The sequence below is a fragment of the Streptomyces sp. NPDC048659 genome (assembly GCF_040650575.1).
Classification (GTDB): Bacteria; Actinomycetota; Actinomycetes; order Streptomycetales; family Streptomycetaceae; genus Streptomyces.
The window spans coordinates 1-22229 of sequence record NZ_JBEZHM010000076.1 but is presented as its reverse complement, the minus strand read 5'-3'; the positions used below and the strand labels follow the sequence as shown (position 1 = coordinate 22229).

At 74.2% G+C, this 22229-nt stretch carries 20 protein-coding genes and 1 pseudogene; 10 read left to right on the top strand and 11 right to left on the bottom strand.

What is annotated here, in order from left to right; translation table 11 throughout:
- Positions 1–36: 36 nt before the first annotated feature.
- Positions 37–1782: a glycoside hydrolase family 3 N-terminal domain-containing protein gene (locus tag AB0C99_RS35370; protein WP_362483908.1), complete on the bottom strand. Its 1746-nt coding sequence runs from the start codon at positions 1780–1782 to the stop codon at positions 37–39.
- Positions 1783–1941: 159 nt separating this feature from the next.
- On the opposite strand from AB0C99_RS35370, the gene AB0C99_RS35365 reads away from it, so the two are divergent.
- Entirely contained in the window at positions 1942–2574 is a 633-nt protein-coding gene (locus AB0C99_RS35365) for a TetR/AcrR family transcriptional regulator (RefSeq protein ID WP_362483906.1), read from the top strand.
- 13 nt (positions 2575–2587) lie between these two features.
- On the opposite strand, the gene AB0C99_RS35360 is transcribed toward AB0C99_RS35365, so the two are convergent.
- Together AB0C99_RS35360 and AB0C99_RS35355 are read right to left on the bottom strand one after the other, a co-directional pair.
- Positions 2588–3151: a hypothetical protein gene (locus AB0C99_RS35360; protein WP_362483905.1), complete on the bottom strand. Its 564-nt coding sequence runs from the start codon at positions 3149–3151 to the stop codon at positions 2588–2590.
- 46 nt (positions 3152–3197) lie between these two features.
- A complete protein-coding gene (locus AB0C99_RS35355) occupies positions 3198–3833 on the bottom strand; it encodes a GNAT family N-acetyltransferase (protein ID WP_362483903.1) in 636 nt (211 codons plus the stop codon).
- A gap of 130 nt (positions 3834–3963) precedes the next feature.
- Here AB0C99_RS35355 and lon point away from each other — a divergent pair, with 130 nt between their 5' ends.
- Both lon and AB0C99_RS35345 read left to right on the top strand, forming a co-directional pair.
- Positions 3964–6375 (top strand): endopeptidase La, encoded by a 2412-nt coding sequence (gene lon, locus AB0C99_RS35350; RefSeq protein WP_362483902.1) that lies wholly within the window; start codon positions 3964–3966, stop codon positions 6373–6375.
- Positions 6376–6468: 93 nt separating this feature from the next.
- Complete coding sequence (locus tag AB0C99_RS35345; protein ID WP_362483900.1) at positions 6469–7071, top strand: DUF4240 domain-containing protein; 603 nt, start codon at positions 6469–6471, stop codon at positions 7069–7071.
- 170 nt (positions 7072–7241) lie between these two features.
- Here the strand turns inward: AB0C99_RS35345 and AB0C99_RS35340 are convergent, their stop codons facing one another.
- Both AB0C99_RS35340 and AB0C99_RS35335 read right to left on the bottom strand, forming a co-directional pair.
- Positions 7242–8120 carry a lytic polysaccharide monooxygenase gene (locus AB0C99_RS35340; protein ID WP_362483898.1) on the bottom strand — a complete coding sequence of 293 codons (879 nt, stop codon included), beginning with the start codon at positions 8118–8120 and terminating at the stop codon, positions 7242–7244.
- Positions 8121–8355: 235 nt separating this feature from the next.
- Entirely contained in the window at positions 8356–9183 is an 828-nt protein-coding gene (locus AB0C99_RS35335) for a lysozyme (protein WP_362483896.1), read from the bottom strand.
- Between the two features lie 228 nt (positions 9184–9411).
- On the opposite strand from AB0C99_RS35335, the gene AB0C99_RS35330 reads away from it, so the two are divergent.
- Positions 9412–9909, top strand: a complete 498-nt coding sequence (locus AB0C99_RS35330) for a MarR family transcriptional regulator (protein ID WP_362483895.1) — start codon at positions 9412–9414, stop codon at positions 9907–9909.
- Positions 9910–10019: 110 nt separating this feature from the next.
- Here the strand turns inward: AB0C99_RS35330 and AB0C99_RS35325 are convergent, their stop codons facing one another.
- Complete coding sequence (locus AB0C99_RS35325; RefSeq protein WP_362483894.1) at positions 10020–10802, bottom strand: hypothetical protein; 783 nt, start codon at positions 10800–10802, stop codon at positions 10020–10022.
- 382 nt (positions 10803–11184) lie between these two features.
- Between AB0C99_RS35325 and AB0C99_RS35320 the strand changes: the two genes are divergently transcribed.
- Genes AB0C99_RS35320 through AB0C99_RS35300 form a run of 5 tightly spaced genes read left to right on the top strand, consistent with a single transcriptional unit; the run spans position 11185 to position 17031 of the window.
- Positions 11185–14190, top strand: coding sequence for a nitrate- and nitrite sensing domain-containing protein (locus tag AB0C99_RS35320; protein WP_362483892.1), 3006 nt, complete (start codon positions 11185–11187; stop codon positions 14188–14190).
- Complete coding sequence (locus AB0C99_RS35315) at positions 14187–14669, top strand: roadblock/LC7 domain-containing protein (RefSeq protein ID WP_362483890.1); 483 nt, start codon at positions 14187–14189, stop codon at positions 14667–14669. Before AB0C99_RS35320 ends, AB0C99_RS35315 begins: the two co-directional genes overlap by 4 nt.
- Positions 14666–15085 carry a DUF742 domain-containing protein gene (locus AB0C99_RS35310; RefSeq protein ID WP_362483888.1) on the top strand — a complete coding sequence of 140 codons (420 nt, stop codon included), beginning with the start codon at positions 14666–14668 and terminating at the stop codon, positions 15083–15085. Before AB0C99_RS35315 ends, AB0C99_RS35310 begins: the two co-directional genes overlap by 4 nt.
- 22 nt (positions 15086–15107) lie before the next feature.
- Complete coding sequence (locus AB0C99_RS35305) at positions 15108–15758, top strand: ATP/GTP-binding protein (protein WP_362483917.1); 651 nt, start codon at positions 15108–15110, stop codon at positions 15756–15758.
- A 37-nt stretch (positions 15759–15795) separates the two neighbouring features.
- On the top strand, positions 15796–17031 hold the full coding sequence (locus AB0C99_RS35300) for a styrene monooxygenase/indole monooxygenase family protein (protein WP_362483886.1): 1236 nt from the start codon (positions 15796–15798) through the stop codon (positions 17029–17031).
- On the opposite strand, the gene AB0C99_RS35295 is transcribed toward AB0C99_RS35300, so the two are convergent.
- The 4 genes from AB0C99_RS35295 to AB0C99_RS35280 form a co-directional block, all read right to left on the bottom strand.
- The gene (locus AB0C99_RS35295; protein WP_362483884.1) at positions 17004–18485 is read right to left on the bottom strand and encodes an NlpC/P60 family protein; all 1482 of its coding nucleotides are present in this window, start codon (positions 18483–18485) and stop codon (positions 17004–17006) included. The two genes, AB0C99_RS35300 and AB0C99_RS35295, sit on opposite strands and share 28 nt — an antisense overlap.
- Positions 18486–18558: 73 nt before the next feature.
- Complete coding sequence (locus AB0C99_RS35290; RefSeq protein WP_362483882.1) at positions 18559–18846, bottom strand: hypothetical protein; 288 nt, start codon at positions 18844–18846, stop codon at positions 18559–18561.
- Positions 18847–18871: 25 nt separating this feature from the next.
- Complete coding sequence (locus AB0C99_RS35285; protein ID WP_362483881.1) at positions 18872–19594, bottom strand: TetR/AcrR family transcriptional regulator; 723 nt, start codon at positions 19592–19594, stop codon at positions 18872–18874.
- A 38-nt stretch (positions 19595–19632) separates the two neighbouring features.
- Entirely contained in the window at positions 19633–20568 is a 936-nt protein-coding gene (locus AB0C99_RS35280; RefSeq protein ID WP_362483879.1) for a diiron oxygenase, read from the bottom strand.
- A gap of 110 nt (positions 20569–20678) precedes the next feature.
- Between AB0C99_RS35280 and AB0C99_RS35275 the strand changes: the two genes are divergently transcribed.
- Positions 20679–21800: a ferritin-like domain-containing protein gene (locus tag AB0C99_RS35275; RefSeq protein WP_362483877.1), complete on the top strand. Its 1122-nt coding sequence runs from the start codon at positions 20679–20681 to the stop codon at positions 21798–21800.
- 91 nt (positions 21801–21891) lie between these two features.
- Here AB0C99_RS35275 and AB0C99_RS35270 read toward each other — a convergent pair.
- Positions 21892–22229: pseudogene (locus AB0C99_RS35270) on the bottom strand (hypothetical protein); the annotation flags it as partial.

The following is a 22229-nucleotide window of genomic DNA, read 5'->3' as shown; positions in this document are numbered from 1 at the left end:
GCGGCGTCAGGAGCCCCGCGGTCTGTGAGTGTGCTGTCAGATTTCCAGGCCGTGCCCGTACGGGAAGACCGGGTCCGCCGTGTCGTTCGGGACGTCCGGGCGGGACGCCTCCACCGCCGCCATGGAGCGCGGCAGCTCGAACGGCAGCCGGCCCTCCGGCTTCGCCCGGCCGAAGGCCACGTCGAGCAGGGCCTCGTCGCTCGCCCCGTAGTCGGCGATCAGGGCCGCCGCGTGCTCCGCGATCTCCGGGAGGACGGCCGGGCGCTCCAGGTTGACGCACACCACGGTGGGGGTGGCGGCGAGCAGGGCGAGGACGCGGCCGAGCTCGGGCTCGGGGAAGGCCAGCGAGCCCGAGTGGAAGAACGACTCGAAGAGGTTCGGGCGCTCCTCGTAGGGGGTGCGCAGGCGCAGGACGGCCAGGTCCGCCTCCTCGGGGGTCGCCACCACCTCGGCGTACGCCGCCGCCACCTCGGCGGCCACGTTCTCCACGTACAGCTTCGGCCGCCCCTTCAGGGGGAGCGGGCCGTCGGTGAGGACGGTCAGGGAGCGGCGCTGGGCCGCCGCGCCGAGGGCGGTGAAGTCGGCGCGCCCCACCGTCTCCGCGGCCTCGTCGGGGTCGACGTACCGCCGCTCGTCGAACAGGCCGAGGACGAACTTCTCGCGCAGCAGACGGCGTACGGAGGTGTCGACGCGGGACTCGGCGATCCGGCCCGAGGTCACGAGCTCGACGACGACCTCCGGGCACTCCTCGCCGCCGAACTGGTCGCAGCCCGCGTCCAGCGCCTTCGCCGTCCGCTCGGCCACGCTCAGGTGCTCCACGCCCCAGGCGCGCGCCGCGTGGATCTCGCCGAAGATGCGGGAGTCGTTGAGCAGCCCCCAGTCGGTGCAGACGATCCCGTCGAAGCCGAGCTCGTCGCGGAGCAGGCCCTGGATGACGCCCTTGTTGAAACCGAAGCCGACCTCTTCCCAGTCGGTGCCGACGGGCTGGCCGTAGTACGGCATCATCTGCGCGCAGCCGGCGGCGATGGCGGCCTTGAAGGGCTCCAGGTGGTGCTCGCGCAGCCCGCCCGGGTAGACCTGCTCCTTGCCGTGCGGGAAGTGCGGGTCCTCGCCGTCCTTCTGCGGGCCGCCGCCCGGGAAGTGCTTGACCATCGCCGCGACCGAGTCCGGGCCGAGCTGCTCGCCCTGGAGGCCGCGGACGTAGGCGCGCACGAGTTCGCCGGTGAGGGCGGCGTCGGAGCCGAAGGTGCCGGACTGGCGGGACCAGCGGGGCTCGGTGGCGAGGTCGATCTGCGGGTGCAGGGCGGTGCGGAAGCCGACCGACAGGTACTCGCGGCGCACGGTGTCGGCGAAGCGGAAGACCAGCTCCGGATCGCGGATCGCGGCCAGCCCGAGCGCCTCGGGCCAGGCGGAGAAGGCGCCGGAGTTGAAGGAGGCGCCGATGTTGTCGGTGAAGGCGTGCCGGGGGTCCGTGGAGAGCGAGACCGGAATGCCGAGCCGGGTGGCGGCGGCCATCTCCTGGACCTCGTTGTGCCAGCGCGCCATCTCGCGGGCGCCGTGGCTGCCGAGCAGGTTGAAGTGGGTGAGCCCGCGGCCCTCGATGAGCTCCGGGGTGGTGAACGGCAGCATCGAGCCATCGGTCTCGGTGACCGGGCTGCCGTCCGGGTTCATCATCAGCATCGAGTGGAAGAGCTGGCCGGCCTTCTCCTCCAGCGTCATGCGGGAGAGAAGGTCCTCGACGCGCTCGTCGACCGGGCGGGTGGGGTCCTGGTAGGGGTGCATGTCCGTACCTGCTGCTCGTGCGTCACTGACCGGAAATGATCGGACGGCCAGGCTAAGCGCGAAAACCGAGTACCCACTAGGTTTGTGTGATGTGGCGTGGGTCACAGGGAACGCGGGGCGGGGAAGGGGCGTTTTCCGGCGCTTCGTTAGGGTGGTGCCATGGCGGAGAACGAGGGGCGGCCGGCCCGCAGGAGCGCGGGCCGCGGCGGGTACGCGGTCGGTGAGGCGCGGCGCCGGAAGATCCTGGACACCGCCGTCGAGCACTTCGGGCGCTGGGGCTTCCACGCCTCCTCCCTCGCCCGGATCGCCGACGACTGCGGCATCACCCAGGGCGGCCTGCTGCACCACTTCCGCGGCAAGGAGGACCTGCTCCTCTCGGTGCTCGCGCAGAGCGAGGAGCACGACGTGGAGCGCCTCTTCAGCGCCGAGCCCGCGTCCTACGCCGCGTATCTGGACACCCTCGTCGGGCTGATCGAGGACAACACCCGGCGGCCCGGTATCGTGCGCATGTTCAACGTGCTGGTCGGCGAGTCCGGCAACCTCGGCCACCCCGCCCACGCCTACTTCAAGGAGCGGTACGCGCGCGTGCTCGCGCACACCGTCGGGCTCCTGGAGGCGTCCGTCGCGCGCGGGGAGCTGCGGGCGGACGTCGACTGCGAGGCCGTCGGCCGCGAGCAGCTCGCCGTGATGGACGGGCTCCAGATCCAGTGGGCCCTCGACCCGGAGGCGCTCGACATGCCCGCGCGGGTACGGGACTTCCTGCGGCGCCAGTACGAGGAGATCCGGGCCTGAGGCCCGGCCCCCCTCAGCGCCCGGTCGGCGGGCCGCCGCCGGGGAGCGCGCCGAAGACCCGGTCCAGGGCGGCCGGACGCTCGCGGTCGCCCGCCGTCACGGTGCGGCCGGTGTGGGTGACCGTGTACTGGAAGCCGTCGGCGACCGGGGCGCCGGACGGGCGGTCCGGGACGCGCGCGTACGCCGGGTCGTCCAGGGCCGCGCGCAGCCCGGCGAGCCCGGCCGGGGTCATCCGGCCGCTCTCGTCCGGCTTGCCGCGCCTGCTGGTGGTGTAGGTCCCGTCCTCGCGCACGACCAGCCGGTTGTCGACCCCGGCGAAGCCGCCGGTGACCGTCACCTCGACCAGGGCGTCCTGGGGCGCGGGGTGTTCGGTCGGCGGGGCGGGTGTGGCGGACGTGGTGGCCGTGCCCGGTGCGGTGGTCGTGCCGGGTGTGGCCGGTGCGCCGGGCGTGGTGGTCGTGGCGGTGGTGGGCGCCGCCGGGGTGCCGGAGGCGGCGGGGGCCGCGGGGGCCTGGCCGCAGCCCGCCACGGTGATCGCGGCGGCCAGCAGGGCGGCGGTCCCGTACCTCTTGTCCATGGAGGAGAGGATGCCGCCTCGGCCGCCGCCGCGCAGCCCGAACGGCTCAGGCCGCGCGGACGATGCCGGTCAGCGGGCCCCGGTGGTACCAGTCGAGGCTGTCGTACAGCGCCATCCCGTCCGTGGTCGCCGCCAGGACGCCGGTCTCCGCGCCCGCCTGCGCGGCGGCGGCCTCCAGGGTGCGCATGACGTTGGCGCCGAGGCCCCGGCGGCGGTGCGCGGGGTCCGTCTCGATCTGGTCGGCGACGGCCGTCGCCCCGGTCGGCGCGATCTGCCCGCGCGCGGCGAGGGTGCCGTCCGGGGCGAGGATCCGCACCCGGATCACCCCGTCGCGGGTCTCCGTCGTGCGCGCGTAGCCCTCCGGGGCCGGGGGCCGGGCCGCCGGGTCGAGCTTCTTCGTCATCATGAAGCCCGGGTCGTCGGGGACGGTCCAGTCCGCCGTGATCCAGGACGCCACCTCCTCGGGCGCCGCCATCACCTTGAGCCAGGCGTACGGCTCGGTGACGGCGGCGCACAGCGCGCCCACCGAGGCCGCGTCCGGGTGCGGCAGCACGTGCCGGAAGGGGTGCTCGGGCAGCCCCACCTCGATCCGGTACCCCCAGGGCTCCACGACGGCGGGCGCGGTGCCCCGGGAGACGGTCCAGCCGGCCACCCAGGAGGATGTAATAGATGCTATGTCCATGAGGGGATTACAGCGGCTGTTCGCGGGCCGTGTGAGGGTGATCGCTCAGAGCGAACAGGCGGTGGGGAACATTCCCCGGCTCACGTGCATTGAGTGCACATAGCTCAACTTGACTGCCGAAGGGGAGATCATGGCTTCTGAGTCCAAGGCGTCCGTGCCGCTCACTCTGCCCGTGCTGCCGCTCGACGACGAGGTCGTGCTGCCCGGAATGGTGGTGCCGCTGGACCTCTCCGACACCGATGTACGGGCCGCCGTCGAGGCCGCCCAGGCCGCCGCGCGAGGCGGCACGGGCAAGCCGCGCGTGCTGCTCGTCCCCCGCGTGGACGGCACCTACGCCGGGACCGGCGTGCTCGGCACCGTCGAGCAGGTCGGCCGCCTCTCCGACGGCGACCCCGGCGCGCTCATCCGCGGCCTCGGCCGCGTCCGCATCGGCGCGGGCACCACCGGGCCCGGCGCCGCCCTGTGGGTCGAGGGCACCGTCGTCGAGGAGACCCTGCCCGACCCGCTGCCCGGCTCCGTGACCGAACTGGTCAAGGAGTACAAGGCGCTGGCCACGACCTGGCTCAAGAAGCGCGGCGCCTGGCAGGTCGTCGACCGCGTCCAGCAGATCGACGGCGTCGGCGCCCTCGCCGACAACTCCGGCTACTCGCCCTTCCTCACCGTCGGGCAGAAGGTCGAGCTCCTGGAGACCGGCGACCCGGTCGCCCGCCTCAAGCTCGCCACCGCGCAGCTCCGCGAGCACCTGGCGGAGCAGGACGTCGCCGAGACCATCGCCAAGGACGTCCAGGAGGGCGTCGACAAGCAGCAGCGCGAGTTCCTGCTGCGCCGCCAGCTCGACGCCGTGCGCAAGGAGCTGCGCGAGCTCAACGGCGAGGGCGAGGGCGACGAGTCCGACGACTACCGCGCCCGCGTCGAGGCCGCCGACCTGCCGGAGAAGGTGCGGGAGGCCGCCCTCAAGGAGGTCGAGAAGCTGGAGCGGGCGAGCGACCAGTCGCCCGAGGGCTCCTGGATCAGGACCTGGCTCGACACGGTCCTGGAACTGCCGTGGAGCGAGCGGACCGAGGACGCGTACGACATCCAGGGCGCCAAGGACGTGCTCGACGCGGAGCACGCGGGCCTGGAGGACGTGAAGGAGCGGATCACCGAGTACCTGGCGGTGCGCAAGCGGCGCGCCGAGCGGGGCCTCGGGGTCGTCGGCGGGCGGCGCGGCGGCGCCGTGCTCGCGCTCGTCGGCCCGCCCGGCGTCGGCAAGACCTCGCTGGGCGAGTCCGTCGCCCACGCGATGGGACGGAAGTTCGTCCGGGTCGCCCTCGGCGGCGTACGGGACGAGGCCGAGATCCGCGGCCACCGGCGCACGTACGTGGGCGCGCTGCCCGGCCGGATCGTCCGCGCGATCAAGGAGGCCGGGTCCATGAACCCGGTGGTCCTGCTCGACGAGATCGACAAGGTCGGCTCCGACTACCGGGGCGACCCGGCGGCGGCCCTCCTGGAGGTCCTGGACCCCGCGCAGAACCACACCTTCCGCGACCACTACCTGGAGGTCGAACTCGACCTGTCCGACGTGGTGTTCCTCGCCACGGCCAACGTGCTCGAAGCCATCCCCGAGGCACTGCTCGACCGCATGGAGCTGGTCCGCCTCGACGGCTACACCGAGGACGAGAAGGTCGTCATCGCCCGCGACCACCTGCTGCCCCGGCAGCTGGAGAAGGCCGGCCTGGAGCCCGGCGAGGTCGTCCTGGAGGAGGCGGCGCTGCGCCGGCTCGCCGGGGAGTACACCCGGGAGGCCGGTGTCCGCACCCTGGAGCGGTCCATCGCGCGGCTGCTGCGCAAGGTGGCGGCCCAGCACGAACTGGGCGACCGGGAGCTGCCGTTCACCATCGGCCCGGACGAGCTGCGCGGGCTCATCGGGCGCCCGCACCACGTGCCCGAGTCGGCGCAGGACCCGGCCGAGCGCCGCACCTCGGTGCCCGGCGTCGCCACCGGCCTCGCCGTGACCGGGGCGGGCGGCGACGTGCTCTTCGTCGAGGCGTCGCTGGCCGACCCGGAGACGGGCGCGGCCGGGCTGACGCTCACCGGCCAGCTGGGCGACGTGATGAAGGAGTCCGCGCAGATCGCGCTCTCCTTCCTCCGCTCGCACGGCGCGGAGCTGGAGCTGCCCGTCACCGGTCTCAAGGACCGCGGCGCGCACATCCACTTCCCGGCGGGCGCGGTCCCGAAGGACGGGCCGAGCGCGGGAATCACGATGACCACGGCCCTCGCCTCGCTGCTGTCCGGGCGGCCGGTCCGCACGGACGTGGCGATGACCGGTGAGGTGTCCCTGACCGGGCGGGTGCTCCCGATCGGCGGCCTGAAGCAGAAGCTGCTCGCCGCGCACCGGGCGGGCATCACGACGGTCGTGATCCCCAAGCGGAACGAGGCGGACCTGGACGACGTCCCGGCCGAGATCCTCCAGAAGCTGGAGGTCCACCCGGTGATGGACGTCCGGCAGGTCCTGGAGATCGCCCTCACCCCGGCGCGGGTGGCGGTGGGCGCGGCGGCCTGACGTCGGGCCCGGTGACGAGACGGCGGTGGGGCGCCCTCCCAAGTGGAGGGCGCCCCACCGCCGTTGTCAGTGGCGGCTGCGATGCTTCCCGGCATGGACGAGAAGGCATTCTGGGCGCTGATGGGGGAGCTGCGGCACCGGCCGGGGTCGCGGGAGGACCGGCTGGAGTGGCTGCGGGGGGAGCTGGCGCGGGGGACGGCCGAGGAGTGCGTGGCGTTCCAGGTGGAGCTGGAGGCCGCCTGCGACCGGGCCTACCGGGAGGACCTGTGGGCGGCGGCCGAGCGGATCCTGGACGGCTGGTGCTCCGACGACGGCTTCCACTACTTCCGGCTGTGGCTGGTGGGCCTCGGGCGCGAGGTCTTCGAGGAGGCCCTGCGGTCCCCCGACAGCCTGGCCGCGCTGCCCGAGGTGCGGCGCCTCGCGGGGCGGAGCCCCGGCTCCTGGTGCGAGTCGGAGGAGCTGCCCGACCTGGAGGAGCTGGACTACGTGGCGGGGGAGGTCTTCGAGGAGCTGACGGGGGCGGCGGACGAGGGGGAGGCGTTCTACGACGCCCTGGACGCCGCCCAGGGCGAGGACCGTCCGGACCCGGAGGACCCGCCGCGCGGGGACCCTCCGGCGGAGGAGGCGATACCCGCACTCGCCGCCCTCTTTCCGCGCGGGGCGGAGCGGGAAAGGGGGCGGGCGAGCCGGGCGTGAGGGGGGCCGAGCAGGGCGTGAGAGGGGCGAGCCGGGCGTGAGAGGGGGGCGGCCCCGGGCCGGACCGGGTCAGGTCGGTCCGGCCCGAGGCCGGCCCGGCCGGGGCCGGGTCCGGGCCGTGGGGTGGCCCGGGCCGGGCCGAGGCGGCCGGGTCGTCAGGTGGCCCGGGGTCAGGACTCCTTGCGGCGGCGGGCCAGCAGGATGCTGCCCGCGCCGAAGGCGGCGAGGGCGCCGGCGCCCGCGAGGGCCAGCGGGAGCGGGGAGGCGGGGGCCTCGGCGGTCTCGGCGGACAGGGCCGGGGGCTGCTCGTCGCCGCCGTGGCCCTTGTGGCTCACGGTGGAGAGCTGCGCGCCCGCGGCGAGCTCGGCCTCGGTCGGGGCCTGGGCCTTCAGGGCCGTGGCGGCCGCGGCGCTCCCGAAGGTGACGTCGGAGCAGCTGTAGAACGCCTCGGGGCTGTCGTTGCGCTGCCAGACCATGTAGACGACGTGGCGGCCCGAGCGCTGCGGGAGGGTGCCGTTGAAGGCGTAGAAGCCGTCGGTGGCGGTGCGGGTGGTGTTGTAGACGGCGACCGGCGCGGTGTCGAGGTCGGACCACTTCAGGGGCTGGGTGGGGTCGAAGCCCTGCTTGGTGATGTACATCGTCATCGTGCCGGAGTGCGCGGCGGTGGCCCGGATCTTGAAGCCGAAGGCGCCGGGCGCGACGGCGGTGGACGGCCAGTCGGTGCGGGCCCAGTCCAGCGCGCGGTACTTGGCGCGGTTGGCGGAGCACAGCTTGCCGTCCGGGATCAGCGCCTTGTGCTGCCCGTCGGCGTTGGCGATGTTGACCTCGTTCCAGTCGTAGAGCGGCTGGGTGCCGGAGTCGGCGACGAGGTCCTTGCACACCTGCGACTTGGGGCTCTCGGGGCCTTCCGCGTAACAGGCCGCGACCCTGCTGACCGGGTTGAACACGGCGCCGTGGGCGCCGGCGGACGTGGGGGTGAGGGGGACGAGCGCGGCGGCGGCCAGGGCGGCCGCGGCGGCGGTCCGTCGGGAGGTCGTGATGCGGGGCATGGCGGAGCTCTCTCTCGTGCGTGGGGGAGTACGGGGTGAGCAACGTGCGCACGGCGCGGGCGAGTTGCGGATCGCCCGGCTCCCCGAGGGTCGCATTGGTCCATACCAATGGGCAAGGGGTCCGTCCGAGAAAGCCGGGCGACGGCCGGGCGCGGCACGGACGCGAAGGGGCTCCCGGGGGCGCCGCCGCGCCCCCGGGAGCCCCGTGGCCTCATGGCCCCGTGATCCCGCCCGGTCAGCCGTTCGCGAGCGCCTGCACCCGCGAGTAGTCGCCGTTGAAGTGGTTGTGGTCGCCGACCGTGGGACCGGTGGAGGTGTACTGCCACATCGTGTAGTAGCCCCAGCCGGCCGGCAGCGTGCCGACGTCGGATGCGTAACGGGCGACCCAGAGCGGGTTGGCGGCGGCGAAGCCCCCGTAGTTGCCGGTGCACTGGGTCCACCAGCTCGTCGCCGTGTAGATCACCGCGTCCCGCCCGGTGCGGTACCGGTAGCGGTCCAGGAAGTCCCTGATCCAGGCCACCATCCCGGCCTGGGTCTTGCCGTAGCAGGTGTCGCCGTACGGGTTCCACTCGATGTCCAGCGCGCCCGGCAGGGTCCGGCCGTCCTTGGACCAGCCGCCGCCGTTGTTCACGAAGTAGTCGGCCTGGGCCGCGCCCGTCGTGGTGTCCGGGGTCGCGAAGTGGTACGTGCCGCGGATCATGCCCACGTTGTACGAGCCGTTGTACTGCTGGGCGAAGGAGGTGTTCTTGTAGTACGTGCCCTCCGTCGCCTTGACGTAGGCCCAGCGCACCCCGCTGTTCCACAGGGTCGCCCAGTCCACGTTGCCGTTGTGGCTGGACACGTCCACGCCCTCCGTCTGGACGGCCTGGACCGAGAGCCCGGCGGCGGGCTTCGCGCCCTGGCCGTCGTGCGCGACGACGCCCATGCCCATGTACGCGGAGCCGCGCGCGGGCGCCGGCCGGGCGCCGGGGTCCGCGGCGGCGGCCGGACCGGCGAGGGTGAGGGGGAGCAGGAGGGCCGGGGCCGCGAGGGCGAGGGACGTCCCGGATCTGTGCACACGCATCGCGTGCCTCCGAAGGATCGATGGTCGGTGGGGGGAGCGAGGACGGCGGGTCCGCGCCATTTCCTGGTGTGGACATGTCATCCAGCCCGCTGGGGTGAGACGCTACGCACGTAGACCCGCCGCACGGAAGAGGGGCCGACCGCCGCCGTTGGTCTACTCCTGCGAAATACTGGGGGAGCTGCGGCGATGGCCGCGGCCCGACATGAACTTTCAGCGAGCGGAAAGCGCGTGAGGGGTGCTGACGTGCACGGAAGCGGTACCGGGAGTGGATCCGCGCCCAGGGGCGGAGGCGGCGTGGACCAGGAGTTCCTCGCCCTGGAGCGCGAACTGGCGGTCTTCCTGCGGCGCGCGCGGGCGCAGTCCGGCGAGATGGCCCGCGAGGTCCACCCCGAGCTGGAGCCCGCCGCGTACGGGCTCTTCGTGCGGCTCGACGACGCCGGGCCGCAGCGCGCCACCGACCTGGCCGGCTACTTCGGCGTCGGCAAGGCCACGATGAGCCGCCAGTTGCGCGCCCTGGAGCAGCTCGGCCTGGTCGCCCGCGACCCGGACCCCGCCGACGGACGCGCCTCGCTGGTCCGGCTCACCGAGGAGGGCCAGGGCCGCTTCCGCAGCGTCCGGGACGCCCGGCGCGAGCGGTACGTCCGCAAGCTGGCCGACTGGGACCGCTCCGAGGTCGCCGAACTGGCCCGGCTGCTCAACCACTTCAACGTCCGCTCGGAGGGCTGAGCGGGCGCGGCGGACGCGGCGCGCGGGGCGACGGGGAGCGCGCGGCGCGGGCGCGGGGCGCCCGGCGGGGCGCGGGGGCGCGACGGGGCGCGGGGGCGCGACGGGGCGCCCTACAGCTCCGCGTACACCGCCGTCGCGTCGTCGTGGAGCTTCCAGCGGTGGGCGCCGCCCGCCTCCGCGTCCGCCGCCTCCAGGCCGCGCACCCGGCGGAGCAGCCCGTGCGGCCCCTCCTTCGCCAGGACCTCGAAGCAGTCCGCCCAGTCGCCCTCGCCGAACAGCTGCACCCAGCGGGTCGCCCCGTCCGTGAGCGCCGCCAGGTCCCGCACCTGCGCGCGCGGCGTCGTGCCGGTCACCGCCCGCGCGGCCACCGCCGGATCCGCGGCGGCGGTGAAGAAGCCGCCCTCCCGGTTCCGCAGCCGGTCCGTCGCCTCCAGCGAGCGCAGCACCTCGTCCGGGACCCGGTCCAGCCGGTCGTCGAGCACCGCCCGTACCGTGCCGTCCGCGCCCCGCAGCAGCAGCGCCGCGTCCGACAGGACGAGGTGCTCCACCGCCGTCCCGTCCCAGCGCGCCATGGCCACCGTCGCCTGCGGAGTGCGTACGTGAGAAAGGTCACAGGTGTCACGATGGGCGTCCGCGGTGCGCCGGATTGCCACGGCGAGGATCTCGGTCAGCGTCAGATCGCTTCGCGAAGCGGACAGTTCAGTCAAAGCGCCGCCGAGCCGCGCGGTGAACCAGGGCACCGAGTGCACACAACCGTCGTCGCCCGCCGGCGGCGTCACCCCGTCGAGGACCACGACCACGCCCCCCGCCCCCGACGCGGGCAGCGCGGCGGCACCCCAGTCCTCGTTGGGTCGTTCGGGGCTGCCGGGCAGGGTGACCGCTTCGGTGCGCATGATCCCCAGTCTGCCTCGGGCGGCCCGCCCCCGCACCACTCCTTCACGGCGCCTCCAGACACCGAATCCGGTGTGCGCAAAGGGGCCTGACGGGGCCGGAGGCCCGGAACAGGCAGCTCCGGGAAGCTGCGGGCGGGCATCCTGCCAAAGGCCGCGCGGAAGATCCAACCGGGGGTAAGCCCGGCGCCCCGGCGTTCACCGGGAGGAGTTGTTTGCCAACTCATGAGTGTTGTTCACTCGTTCGGGTGGCGGAGCGGCCGATGCGAGTCCCCTGACCAGAACCGCTGAAATGGTCGGAAGACACACCAGGGGTGGGGGCTCTAGACATGTGACCGGTCGTCACCTCTGCTTCATGGGCGGACGATCAAGAATGCGAGCACCGGTGCAGAAGAAGCGGCCTCGGAGCAACAACGGCGCGCGGAGCCAGACCACCGGTGACCCGCAGGCCACCGGCCTGCCCGCGCGCGGCACCGACGGCACCGACACGGCGGCCGGCACCCCCCGGCCGGCCCCCGCGGGCCGCCCCAAGCGCGTCCGGGGCCGCCTCGTCGCGGGTGTCGCCCTGGTCGGCATCACCGTGCTCGCCGCCGGCGCCCCCGCGATCCTCACGGCCTCCGCCGAGCTCGACGACTCCGTCAGCCTGGTCGCCCTCGCCGAGCTCGACCGGCAGGCCGTCACCCTCGCCCACTCCCTCTCCGACGAGCGCGACGAGGTCGTCGCGTACGTCGCCGCCGGACGGGACGACCAGACCGGCGAGGGCCCCAAGCGGCAGATCACCAGCGCCCGCTCCGCCCGCGTCGACCGCCAGATCGACGAGATCCGCCCCGCCGCCCCCGACGAGCTGCGCCGCGAGCTCTCCGGGCTGCCCTCGATCCGCCGCACCGCCCTCACCGGCAAGGGCTCCGCCCTCGACGCGTACCGCGCGTACACCGAGGTCATCGGCAAGCTCCAGGCCCTCGCCGACCGCCTCGCCGAGCGGACCCCGGCCCGCGCCGCCGAGGCCGTCCGCGCCCCCGCCGCCCTCGGCCGCGCCACCGAGCAGGCGTCCGCCGAGCGCGGGCTGCTGCTCGCCGCGCTCGCCGTGCCCCGGCCCGAGTCCACCGGCACCACCCACTACGACCCCGCCACCGGCACCTACGTCGCCGACGAGGCCGAGGGCGCCGCCGAGGCCGAGCGGGCCAGGGCCGCCCTCAGCGCGGCCGCCCAGCAGGCCAGGACCCGCGAGCTCGCCGCCCTCGGCGACTTCGACCAGGCCGCCACCGCCGCCTCCCGCGAGTCCCTCGCCGCCACCGTCACCGGCCCCGACGTCAAGAGCGCCGAGCGCTACCTGGCCCGGCTCACCGACCGGCCCGAGCTCTCCGAGTCCGAGCTCGACACCGACCCGGCCAAGCTGGACGCCGCGCTCTCCGCCCGTATCGAGCAGATGCGCGGCGTCGAGTCCGCCCTCGCCGCCGAGCGCGCCGAACGCCTGACCGCGGTCCGCGACGACGACGTCACCGCGCTCGAAGTGCGCATCGCCTTCCTCGGCGGCTGCCTGCTCGTCGCCGTCGGCATCTCCACCTACGTGGCCCGCACCCTCACCCGGCCGCTCGCCGTGCTGCGCATCGGCGCCGCCCGGCTCGCCACCGCCGCCGACCCGGGCACCGAGGAGCCGATCCGCTTCACCGGCCGCAACGACGAGTTCGCCCAGGTCGTACGGTCCCTCAACACCCTCCAGGACAAGCTGGCCGGGCTCGCCGTCCGCGCCGGGCGGCTCGGCGCCGAGCACGCCGACCTCACTGGCGCGCGCGACTCCCTCGCCGCCGAGCTCGCCGCCCAGCGCGCCGAGCTCCAGGGCCACACCGCCCGGCTCACCGCCGAGCTGGAGCGCCTCAAGGACACGGTCCAGCACACCTTCGTCAACCTCTCGCTGCGCAGCCTCGGGCTCGTCGACCGCCAGCTCGGCGTCATCGAGAAGCTGGAGGAGCGCGAGCAGGACCCGGACCGCCTCGCCACCCTCTTCAAGCTGGACCACATGGCGACCGTCATGCGGCGCCACAGCGAGAACCTCCTCGTCCTCGCCGGCCACGAGCACCACCACGGGCACCCGGGCCCGGTCCCGCTGGTCGACGTGCTGCGCGCCGCGGTCAGCGAGATCGAGCGCTACGAGCGGGTCAGCATCCAGTCGCTGCCCCCGCACGCCCAGGTCGCGGGCTTCGCCGCGGACGACCTGAGCCACCTGGTCGCCGAGCTCCTGGAGAACGCCACCTCGTTCTCGCCGCCCGACTCCCAGGTCCAGCTCTCCGGCTGGCTCCTGGAGTCCGGCGAGGTCGTGGTCTCCGTCCAGGACGGCGGCATCGGCATCGCCCCCGACCGGCTCGCCGAGCTCAACGCGCGCCTCGCCGACCCGGCGATCGCCGACACCCGGGGCGAGGGCCTCGGCATCCGCGTCGCGTCCCTGCTCGCCGCCCGCCACGGCGTCCGGGTCGAGCTCCGCGAGCAGCAGCCGGGCGGCGTCGCCGCCGTCGTGGTCCTGCCGCTCCCGCTGCTCCCGGCCGACCCGCCGCCCGTCGCCGCGCCGCCCGTGCCCGTCCCGGCCGCGGCCGACGCGCCCGTCGTCACGCTCCCCGGCTCGGTCGCCGAGGCCAACTCCAACACCCTGCCCTCGCGCCACCGCGACCCCCTGGTCGAGGCCGCGGAGCGCGCGATCGCGGCGGCGGAGGCGGAGGCCCGGAACCAGGCCGCCCCGGCCCCGACGCTCCCGCAGCCCGCCCCGGCGTACGAGCCGGAGCCCGCGTACGAGCCGGAGCCCGAGCCCGCGTACGAGGCCGACCCCGCGCCCGTACCCGCACCGACCGCGTACGAGCCCGAGCCCGCCCCGGCGTACGAGCCGGAGCGCGCGTACGAGCCGGAGCCGGAGCCCGCGTACGAGCCCGCACCCACCCCCGTACCCGCACCCACCCCCGTATCCGCCCCCACCCCCGCCCAGGTCCCCGCGTCCCACGGTCAGGCTCCTGTCGCCCGGCCCGTGGAGTCGCTCTCCGAGACCACGCTCCAGGTGCGACTCCCGGACCCCCCGCCGGAGCCGGACACGCACGAGCGGGTCGCCGAGGAGCCGGCCGGGGCGGCCGAGTCGGCCGACGAGGCCGGGCCGCGGCCCGGGCGGTGGGAGCGGGTCACGGACAAGGGGCTGCCCAAGCGCACGCCGCGGATAGTGCGGCAGGCCGGCCCCGCCACCCCGCAGATACGCACCCGCGGCGTCGACGCCGAGGCCCTGCGCCGCCGTCTCGGCGGCTTCCAGCGGGGCGCCGAGCACGGCCGCCGCGACGTGGCCGCCGAGATCCGGGCCACGCGGACAGCACGTACCGAGGAGAACACGGGGGACACAGTCGAGGAGGCACGCAGTTGACTGCGACCGGAACATTCGGGCTGAGCAGTGAAGCCCGCAATCTGCAATGGCTGTTGGGCAACCTCGTCGAGGAGGTGCCGGGGGTCCGCTCCGTCGCCGTCGTCTCCTCCGACGGGCTGCTCCTGCTCTCGTCCGACCCGGAGGTCCAGAACGCGGCGGCCGACGCGGAGCGGCAGGAGGGCCCCCGGGGCTCCACCGCCGACCTGGCCACCATCGTCTCGGGCATCGCCAGCCTCACCATCGGCGCCGCCCGCCTGATGGACGGCGGCGGGGTCAAGCAGACCATGGTCGCCATGGAGGAGGGCAGCGTCTTCGTCATGTCGATCAGCGACGGCTCGCTGCTCGGCGTGCACGCCACCCCCGACTGCGACATGAGCGTCATCGCGTACCACATGGCGCTCTTCGTCGGCCGCGCCGGCCACGTGCTCACCCCCGAACTCCGCAGCGAGCTGGCCAAGTCGATGGAGAGCCCTCAGTGACCTCAGTCCCGGGCCACCACCCGCACCGGTTGCCGATACGCGGCGAGGGGCGGCGCCCCGCCCGCGTCCGCCCCTACTCGCTCACCGGCGGGCGCACCCGCTTCGGCCACGTCCTCCTCGTCGAGACCTTCGTGGCCGCGCTGGAGGCCGCACCCGAGCGGAAGGTCCTCACCGACGGGGGCCGCGCCGCGCGCGGCCTCATGCCGGAGATGCGTGCCATCGTCGAGGTCTGCCGCCGGATGCGCACGGTGGCGGAGATATCGGCGCTCCTGAAGATGCCGTTGGGAGTCGTCCGGGTGCTGCTCAGCGACCTGGCCGACCAGGGAAAGATCCGCGTGTACGGGACGGGGCACGGCACCGACCGGCCCGACCGCGCGCTCCTCGAAAGGGTGCTGAGTGGACTCCGCCGTCTCTGAAACGCCGACCGTCGTCGGCGGCATCCCCGCCCAGCCCACGGGCCCGGCCGGGCCGGCCGCCCCGGCCGAAGCGGCCGGACCGGACCCCGAAGAGGGCGCCCAGGACTGGCAGCTCGACCACTCCCGCGCCCCGATCGCGACCAAGGTCGTCGTCGCGGGCGGCTTCGGCGTCGGCAAGACCACCTTCGTCCGCGCGGTCTCCGAGATCACCCCGCTCCAGACCGAGGCCCTGATGACCCGGGCGAGCGAGGACACCGACGACCTCACCGCCACCCCCGACAAGCTCACCACCACCGTGGCGATGGACTTCGGGCGGCTCACCCTCGACGACGACCTGGTGCTGTACGTCTTCGGCACGCCCGGACAGCAGCGCTTCTGGTTCATGTGGGACGACCTCGTGCGCGGCGCGATCGGCGCGATCGTCATGGCCGACACACGGCGGCTCACCGACTGCTTCCCCGCGCTCGACTACTTCGAGAGCTGCGGGCTGCCGTACATCGTCGCCGTCAACCACTTCGAGGGCACCGAGTCGTTCGAGGAGGCCGACGTCCGCGACGCGCTGACCGTGCCCGAGCACGTACCGGTCGTGATCATGGACGCGCGCAAGCGCTACAGCGTGGTCGAGACCCTGCTCGCGATGGTCGCCCACGCGCTGGAAGCCTCCCCCGAATAACCCCCGAGTCCCACGAGTCCCACAAGGTCGGTCGCACATGCGGAAGATACTCATAGTCGGGGCCGGCCAGTCCGGCCTCCAGCTCGCCCTCGGACTCCAGTCCCGGGGCTACGAAGTCACCCTGATGTCCAACCGCACGTCGGACGAGATCCGGTCCGGCCGGGTCATGTCCACCCAGTGCATGTTCGACACCGCGCTCCAGCACGAGCGCGACCTCGGCCTCGACTTCTGGGCCGCCCAGGCCCCCCGCATCGAGGGCCTCGGCGTCTCCGTCGCCGCCCCCGACGCGGGCCGCGCGATCGACTGGGTCGGCAGGCTCCGCGGCCCCGCCCAGTCCGTCGACCAGCGCGTCAAGATGTCCGGCTGGATGGACACCTTCGCCCAGCGCGGCGGGCAGCTCGTCATCCACGGCGCCGCCGTCGGCGACCTCGACTACTTCGCCCGCGGCTACGACCTGGTGCTGGTCGCCGCGGGCAAGGGCGAGCTCGTCTCCATGTTCGGCCGGGACGCCGCCCGCTCCCCGTACGCCGAGCCGCAGCGCGCCCTCGCCGTCAGCTACGTCCACGGCCTCGGCCCGCGCCCCGAGCACCCCGACTTCGACGCGGTCCGCTGCAACGTGGTGCCCGGCGTCGGCGAACTCTTCGTCATGCCGACCCTCACCACCTCCGGCCGCGCCGACATCCTCTTCTGGGAAGGCGTCCCCGGCGGCCCGGTCGACGCCTTCCAGGGTGTCAAGGACCCCTCCGCGCACCTGGCGCTCACGCTGGAGCTGATGGAGAAGTTCACGCCCTGGGAGCACGCGCGCGCCACCCGCGTCGAGCTCACCGACGCCGGCGGCACCCTGGCCGGCCGCTACGCCCCGACCGTCCGCAACCCCGTCGGCCGGCTCCCCTCCGGCGGTCTGGTCCTCGGTGTCGCCGACGTCGTCGTCGCCAACGACCCGATCACCGGCCAGGGCTCCAACTCGGCCTCCAAGTGCGCCGCCGCCTACCTCGCGGCGATCGTCGAGCGCGGCGACCGGGCGTTCGACGAGGAGTGGATGCGGGCCGCGTTCGCGCGCTACTGGCAGACGGCCCAGCACGTCACGAAGTGGACCAACGCCATGCTGGCCCCGCCGCCGGAGCACGTCCTCAACCTGCTCGGCGCCGCCGGCCAACTCCAGCCCGTCGCCGACCGCTTCGCGAACGGCTTCGACGACCCGGCCGACTTCGAGGACTTCTTCTACGACCCCGAGAAGACCGCCGCCTACCTGGCCTCGGTCACCGGGGCCTGACCCGAGAGACCGGCCCCGGCCGGCGGCGCCTGATCCGCCGTTCCGGCCGGGGTCCGGGCTCCGGCGGGCCCGTCGTGCCCGTCGTAGCCCTCGTCCGCGCCGTCCGCCGCTCCCGCCGGGAGCTCGGGCGGCGCGTAGCCCGTCAGGGGCGGGGTGCCCGGGTCCGGGCGTACGGCGCCCAGCAGCGGGTTGGCCGCGAGCGGTGACACCTTGATCCGGGCGCCGGGGCGCGGGGCGTGCACCACGAGGCCGTTCCCGAGGTAGAGGGCGACATGGGTGGCCTCCGGGAAATAGACCACCAGGTCCCCCGGACGCAGCTCCGACAGCGGCACCCGCGGCAGCGTCCGCCACTGCTCCTGGCTGGTCCGCGGCAGCTCGCGGCCCGCGCTCGCCCACGCCCGCTGGGTGAGCCCCGAGCAGTCGTACGTGTCCGGGCCCTCCGCGCCCCACTCGTACGGCTTCCCCAGCTGCGCCACCGCGAAGCGCAGCGCCTCCGCGCCCGCGCGCGACGGGGAGCGGGCTCCGTCCAGCACGCCCGAGCCGAGCAGCTCGGACTGCGCGCCCGCCGTCTGGGCGCGCTCCAGCGCGCCGAGCCGGGCCAGCTCCTCCGGCGAGAGCGCGGCGAGCAGCGCCTCCACCTCGCGCAGCCGCCTGCCCACCTCGTCGCGGTGCGCCCGCTGCCGGTCCGCGAGGGCGCGGCGCCGGTCCAGGGCCGTGCGGGAGGCGGCGGCCAGGTCCGCGGCCCGCTTCTCCGCCGCTTGGAGCCGTCCGACGGCCCCGGCCCGCGCCCGGGCGGCGCGGGCCAGCAGGTGGTTCTGGTCCAGCGCGTGCTGCGGGTCGCGGGCGAGCAGCAGCCGCAGGTACGGGGAGAGCTCGGAGCGCCCCTGGTACTGCTCCCGCGCGAGCCGCCCGGCCTCGTTCCGGCCCCGGACCAGCCCGGCGCGGGCTGCCTTGAGCCGCGCGTCGACCTGCCGGGTGTCGGCGGTCTGCCGCTTGAGCGCCTCCTCCCCGGCGTTGAACGCCTCGGTGGCCTGCTCGGTCTGGCGGTAGAGCGCCTGGAGGCGGGCGAGGAGGGTGCCGAGGGCCGGGGGGCCGGGGGCGGGGGCGGGGGCGGGGGTGGGGTCAGCGTTGGGGTCGGGGGCAGGGGCTAGGTCGGGGGTGGCGGGCTCGGTGCCGGGGGGCGCTTCCGGGGCCGCCCCCGGGTCCGCTCCCGGGTCTGTCCCGGCAGCCGCCCCGGTGGTCGCGGCGGTCTCCGGTGCCGCCCCTGAGTCCGCCCTCGGGGCTGTCCCTGGAGTCGCCCCCGGGGCCTGGCTCCTCGTCGCCGTCGGGGCCGGGCCCGGCCCCGGGGGATCGGCCGGCGCCGCCCCGGCGGGCGGTGGGCCCGTGAGGCCCGTCAGGGCCGTTGTCGCGGCCAGGAACCCCGTACAGACCGTGCGCAGCAGCCGTGCCGACACGTCACCACCTCCATCGGGATGATGGCGCGGCGAATTGTGTGATCAGCGGACCGGCGCGGGGGTGTCGCGGGGCTCACTCGTTCGGCGGAGCCGCCGGGCGGGGCTTCGACCAGGGCCAGCGGATCTCGTGGCGCTCCCGGCCCTCCGGCGCGTACGCGTAGACCCAGCCCTGCTGGAGCCCGAGCCGCTTGCCGTAGCCGGCCGGCTCGCGGCGGTACGTGTGGACCTCGGCCGGGCGGCCCTCGTGGGCCGGGACCGGGATCTCGTACCACTTCGGGGGGTGGCCGGTCGGGCCGAGCAGCACGGGCAGCGACCGGCCGTCGAGGGGGCCGCCGCGGAAGGGGGTGTTCTCGCTCTTCACCCCTCCAGTGTCGCCTCCGCCGCGCTCAGAGCAGGTGGGCGGCCTCGCCGACCACCGGGATCACGCTCCTCGCGAGGGTGCCGACCGGGCCCGAGGGGCTCTCCTGGGCCAGCAGCCGGGCCACCACGCGGCCCGTCTCCGGGTCGCTCGCGGCGGTCGCGACGAGCAGCGCGAGCAGGTGGTCCACCAGCCAGTCCCGCAGCTCCCCGGCCGGCGGGCGCTTGCCCTCGTCGACCCAGATCAGGGACGCCGCCTCGACGGCCGCGATCCAGGTGCGCACCATCATCCCGAGCCGCGGCCCGGGGCGGCGCGCCCCCAGGTGGAGGAGGATCTGCTCGGCCGCCGCCCGCCGGACCTCGTCGACGATGGCCGAGGTCCGCGAGGTCTCCGCGACGCTGCCGCCGCGCAGCAGGGCGGCGAACCCGGCGTCGTGCCCGTCGACGAAGGACAGGTACCGGTCCAGGACCCGGGCCAGCCGCTCGGTCGGCGCCCCCTGCGGCGGCTCGGCGAAGCAGAGCTCCAGGGCGTCGGCCGAGGAGCGCAGCGCCGCCTCGTACAACTGCTGCTTGCCGCCCGGGAAGTAGCGGTAGACGAGCGGCCGGGAGACACCGGCGGCCTCGGCGACGTCGTCGAGCGAGACGTCCTCCGGCGCCCGGTGCGCGAAGAGCGTCTGGGCGGCGTCGAGGAGTTGGCGCCTGCGCTCCTCGACGCCGAGCCGGCGGTACGCGGGCGATGCCTGACTCGTCATGTCCGCAGCGTAACGTCGCACGGGGCGCGCCGGGCGGTTCAGGCCAGCAGGCCCGAGGACTTCCAGAGCCGGCGGCCCGGCCCGCTCAGCAGCCCGATGTCGTCGAGGAAGTCGGTCAGCCGCTTCGCGCCCGCCTGCATGACCTCCCGCCGGTGCCCGCTCGCCTTCACCTGGGCGACGGCCTCGCGGCGGTCCAGGCCGACGTTGTCGTACACCTTCGGGTTCACGAAGCAGTCGGAGAAGACGCGGGCCGCCTCGCCGCAGCTCAGCCGGGTGAACTCCCGCTCCCAGCGCGGCGCCGTCGCCATCTGGCGGCGCAGCTCCTCCCGCGCGTACCGGACGTGCCGCGCCTCTTCGACGACGTGGATCCGGGTGACGCCCCGGATGAGCGGCTGGACGCGCTCGTCGGGGAAGGTGAGCCGCTGCATCCAGTCCAGGATCTCCTCGCCGAGCAGGGTCGCGGCGAAGGAGCCGGGGGTGGTGGAGACGGTCTTCAGGACCCGGCCGAGGTTGTGGTAGGCGCGCGGCACCGGGTACTCGGGGGAGCCGCCGCGGGTGATCATGCGGGCGAACATCATCGAGTGGCGGCACTCGTCGGCGATCTCGGTCAGCGCGTACCGGACGTGCTTGCTGGTCAGCGACTTGTCGTAGATGTGCCGGACCAGCAGCTGCATGAGGATGATCTCGAACCAGATCCCGAGCGAGGCCAGCGAGGCGGCCTCGTGCCGGGAGAGGTCGATCCGCTGCTCCTCGGACATGCGGTGCCAGAGCGGGGTGTCGTAGAGGGAGAGCAGCTCCGGCGGCCAGAACCACTTCCCGTCCTCGAACGGGGCGTCCCAGTCGAGCTCGGTGTCGGGGTCGTAGGAGTGCCGGAGCGAGGACTCCAGGAGCCGTTCGGCGACCTGTTCACGGTCGCGCAGCGGGCCGAGGGCGTCACGCAGGAGGGTGAAGTCGGGCTCGGTGAGACTGGCCATGCCCTTATGAGACTCCTCGTCAGTAACGCCGTCAATCCCTCGCGCACGACTTGTTGACCCTGCGTCTACCAACGTGTGAGCCTGCTGGAAACCGTCGGAAGGAGCCGTCAGTGTCGACGCACGACCTTTACGTACAGGCCCCCGAGGAGCCCGTCTGGCGGGTGCCGGCCTCCGGCTCCGCCCGATTCAACTGGGATTACGACATGGCGGGCGACGGGCGCGAGCGCCTCCTCGCCCTCTACCAGAAGGGCAAGGACAAGCAGTGGGACGGCGCCACCCGCATCGACTGGGCGCTGGAGGTCGACCCGTACGACCCCCTCGGCACCCCCGACGAGGCGCTGGCGCTCTACGGCAGCCGGCACTGGGCCAAGCTCACGGAGAAGGACAAGGGCGAGCTGCGCCGGAGCTACACCGCCTGGCAGTTCAGCCAGTTCCTGCACGGCGAGCAGGGCGCGATGATCTGCGCGGCCCGGATCGTCGAGTCGGTCCCTGACCTGGACGCCAAGTTCTACTCGGCCACCCAGACCATGGACGAGGCCCGGCACGCCGAGATCTACGGGCGGTTCCTGCACGAGAAGATCGGGATGCTGTACCCGATCAACGACAACCTCCAGGGGCTGCTCGGCGACACCCTGCGCGACTCCCGCTGGGACATGCCGTACCTCGGGATGCAGGTCCTCATCGAGGGCCTCGCGCTCGCCGCGTTCGGGATGCTCCGCGACACCACCGACAAGCCGCTGCCCAAGCAGATCCTCGCGTACGTGATGCAGGACGAGGCCCGCCACGTCGCCTTCGGCCGGATGGCGCTGCGCGACTACTACAAGCAGCTCTCCGACGCGGAACTGCGCGAGCGCGAGGAGTTCGTCATCGAGGGCTGCTACCTGATGCGCGACCGGCTGCGCGGGGTCGAGGTCCTGGAGAACTTCGGCATCTCGAAGAAGGAGGCGGAGGAGCTCAGCGAGCAGAGCGAGTTCCTGCACCTCTTCCGCAAGCTGCTTTTCAGCCGGATCGTGCCGTGCGTGAAGGACATCGGCCTGTGGGGCGAGCGCCTCCAGAAGGCGTACCTCGACATGGGCGTCTTCGACCTCGGCGACTCCAACCTCGACCTGCTGATGACCCAGGACGAGGAGATCGCCGAGGCGCTGGACCGGGAGCGGTTCGCGGCGGAGGAGCGGGCCCGGGTCGAGGAGGTGGAGGCGGCGATCGCGGAGGGCGCGGAGGACGCGTCCTAGCCTTGCCCGGCCTTCCGGGGAACGGGGCGAGCCCCCGGGCGCCGTGAGGCGCCGGGGGGCTCGCTGTGGGTCCGGGTGAGGCCCTGCGGGGTTATCCGAAGGACTTGATGCCGGCCCAGTTGACGGAGAGGACCGTCTTGACGGCGGGTCCGGTGTTGGTGGTGGAGGGGTGGTAGACCTTCATGGTGCCGTCGGCGCCGTAGCGCACCCACAGGTCCGGGATCTTGTCGCCGTTGACGTCGGGGATGCCGATGACGGCGGTGATGTTGGCCGTCGTCCAGTTGGTGCCGTACGACGTGTCGACGCCCTGCCGCGAAGCGGCTGCGGTCTTCAGCGAGTTGATGTCGACGCTTCCGGGGACGGTTCCGGGCTTGCCGTGGCGGATGTAGATGGTGCCGGAGTCGTGGCTGCGCCAGAGGAGGTCGGGGG

Bases quoted from the DNA above. Each gene is read 5' to 3' on its own strand.
- AB0C99_RS35360 (WP_362483905.1), bottom strand. From the start codon at position 3,151: ATGGACAAGAGGTACGGGACCGCCGCCCTGCTGGCCGCCGCGATCACC.
- AB0C99_RS35335 (WP_362483896.1), bottom strand. From the start codon at position 9,183: ATGCGTGTGCACAGATCCGGGACGTCCCTCGCCCTCGCGGCCCCGGCC.
- lon (WP_362483902.1), top strand. From the start codon at position 3,964: ATGGCTTCTGAGTCCAAGGCGTCCGTGCCGCTCACTCTGCCCGTGCTG.
- AB0C99_RS35340 (WP_362483898.1), bottom strand. From the start codon at position 8,120: ATGCCCCGCATCACGACCTCCCGACGGACCGCCGCCGCGGCCGCCCTG.
- AB0C99_RS35285 (WP_362483881.1), bottom strand. From the start codon at position 19,594: ATGACGAGTCAGGCATCGCCCGCGTACCGCCGGCTCGGCGTCGAGGAG.
- AB0C99_RS35370 (WP_362483908.1), bottom strand. From the start codon at position 1,782: ATGCACCCCTACCAGGACCCCACCCGCCCGGTCGACGAGCGCGTCGAG.
- AB0C99_RS35300 (WP_362483886.1), top strand. From the start codon at position 15,796: ATGCGGAAGATACTCATAGTCGGGGCCGGCCAGTCCGGCCTCCAGCTC.
- AB0C99_RS35325 (WP_362483894.1), bottom strand. From the start codon at position 10,802: ATGCGCACCGAAGCGGTCACCCTGCCCGGCAGCCCCGAACGACCCAAC.
- AB0C99_RS35365 (WP_362483906.1), top strand. From the start codon at position 1,942: ATGGCGGAGAACGAGGGGCGGCCGGCCCGCAGGAGCGCGGGCCGCGGC.
- AB0C99_RS35345 (WP_362483900.1), top strand. From the start codon at position 6,469: ATGGACGAGAAGGCATTCTGGGCGCTGATGGGGGAGCTGCGGCACCGG.
- AB0C99_RS35280 (WP_362483879.1), bottom strand. From the start codon at position 20,568: ATGGCCAGTCTCACCGAGCCCGACTTCACCCTCCTGCGTGACGCCCTC.
- AB0C99_RS35355 (WP_362483903.1), bottom strand. From the start codon at position 3,833: ATGGACATAGCATCTATTACATCCTCCTGGGTGGCCGGCTGGACCGTC.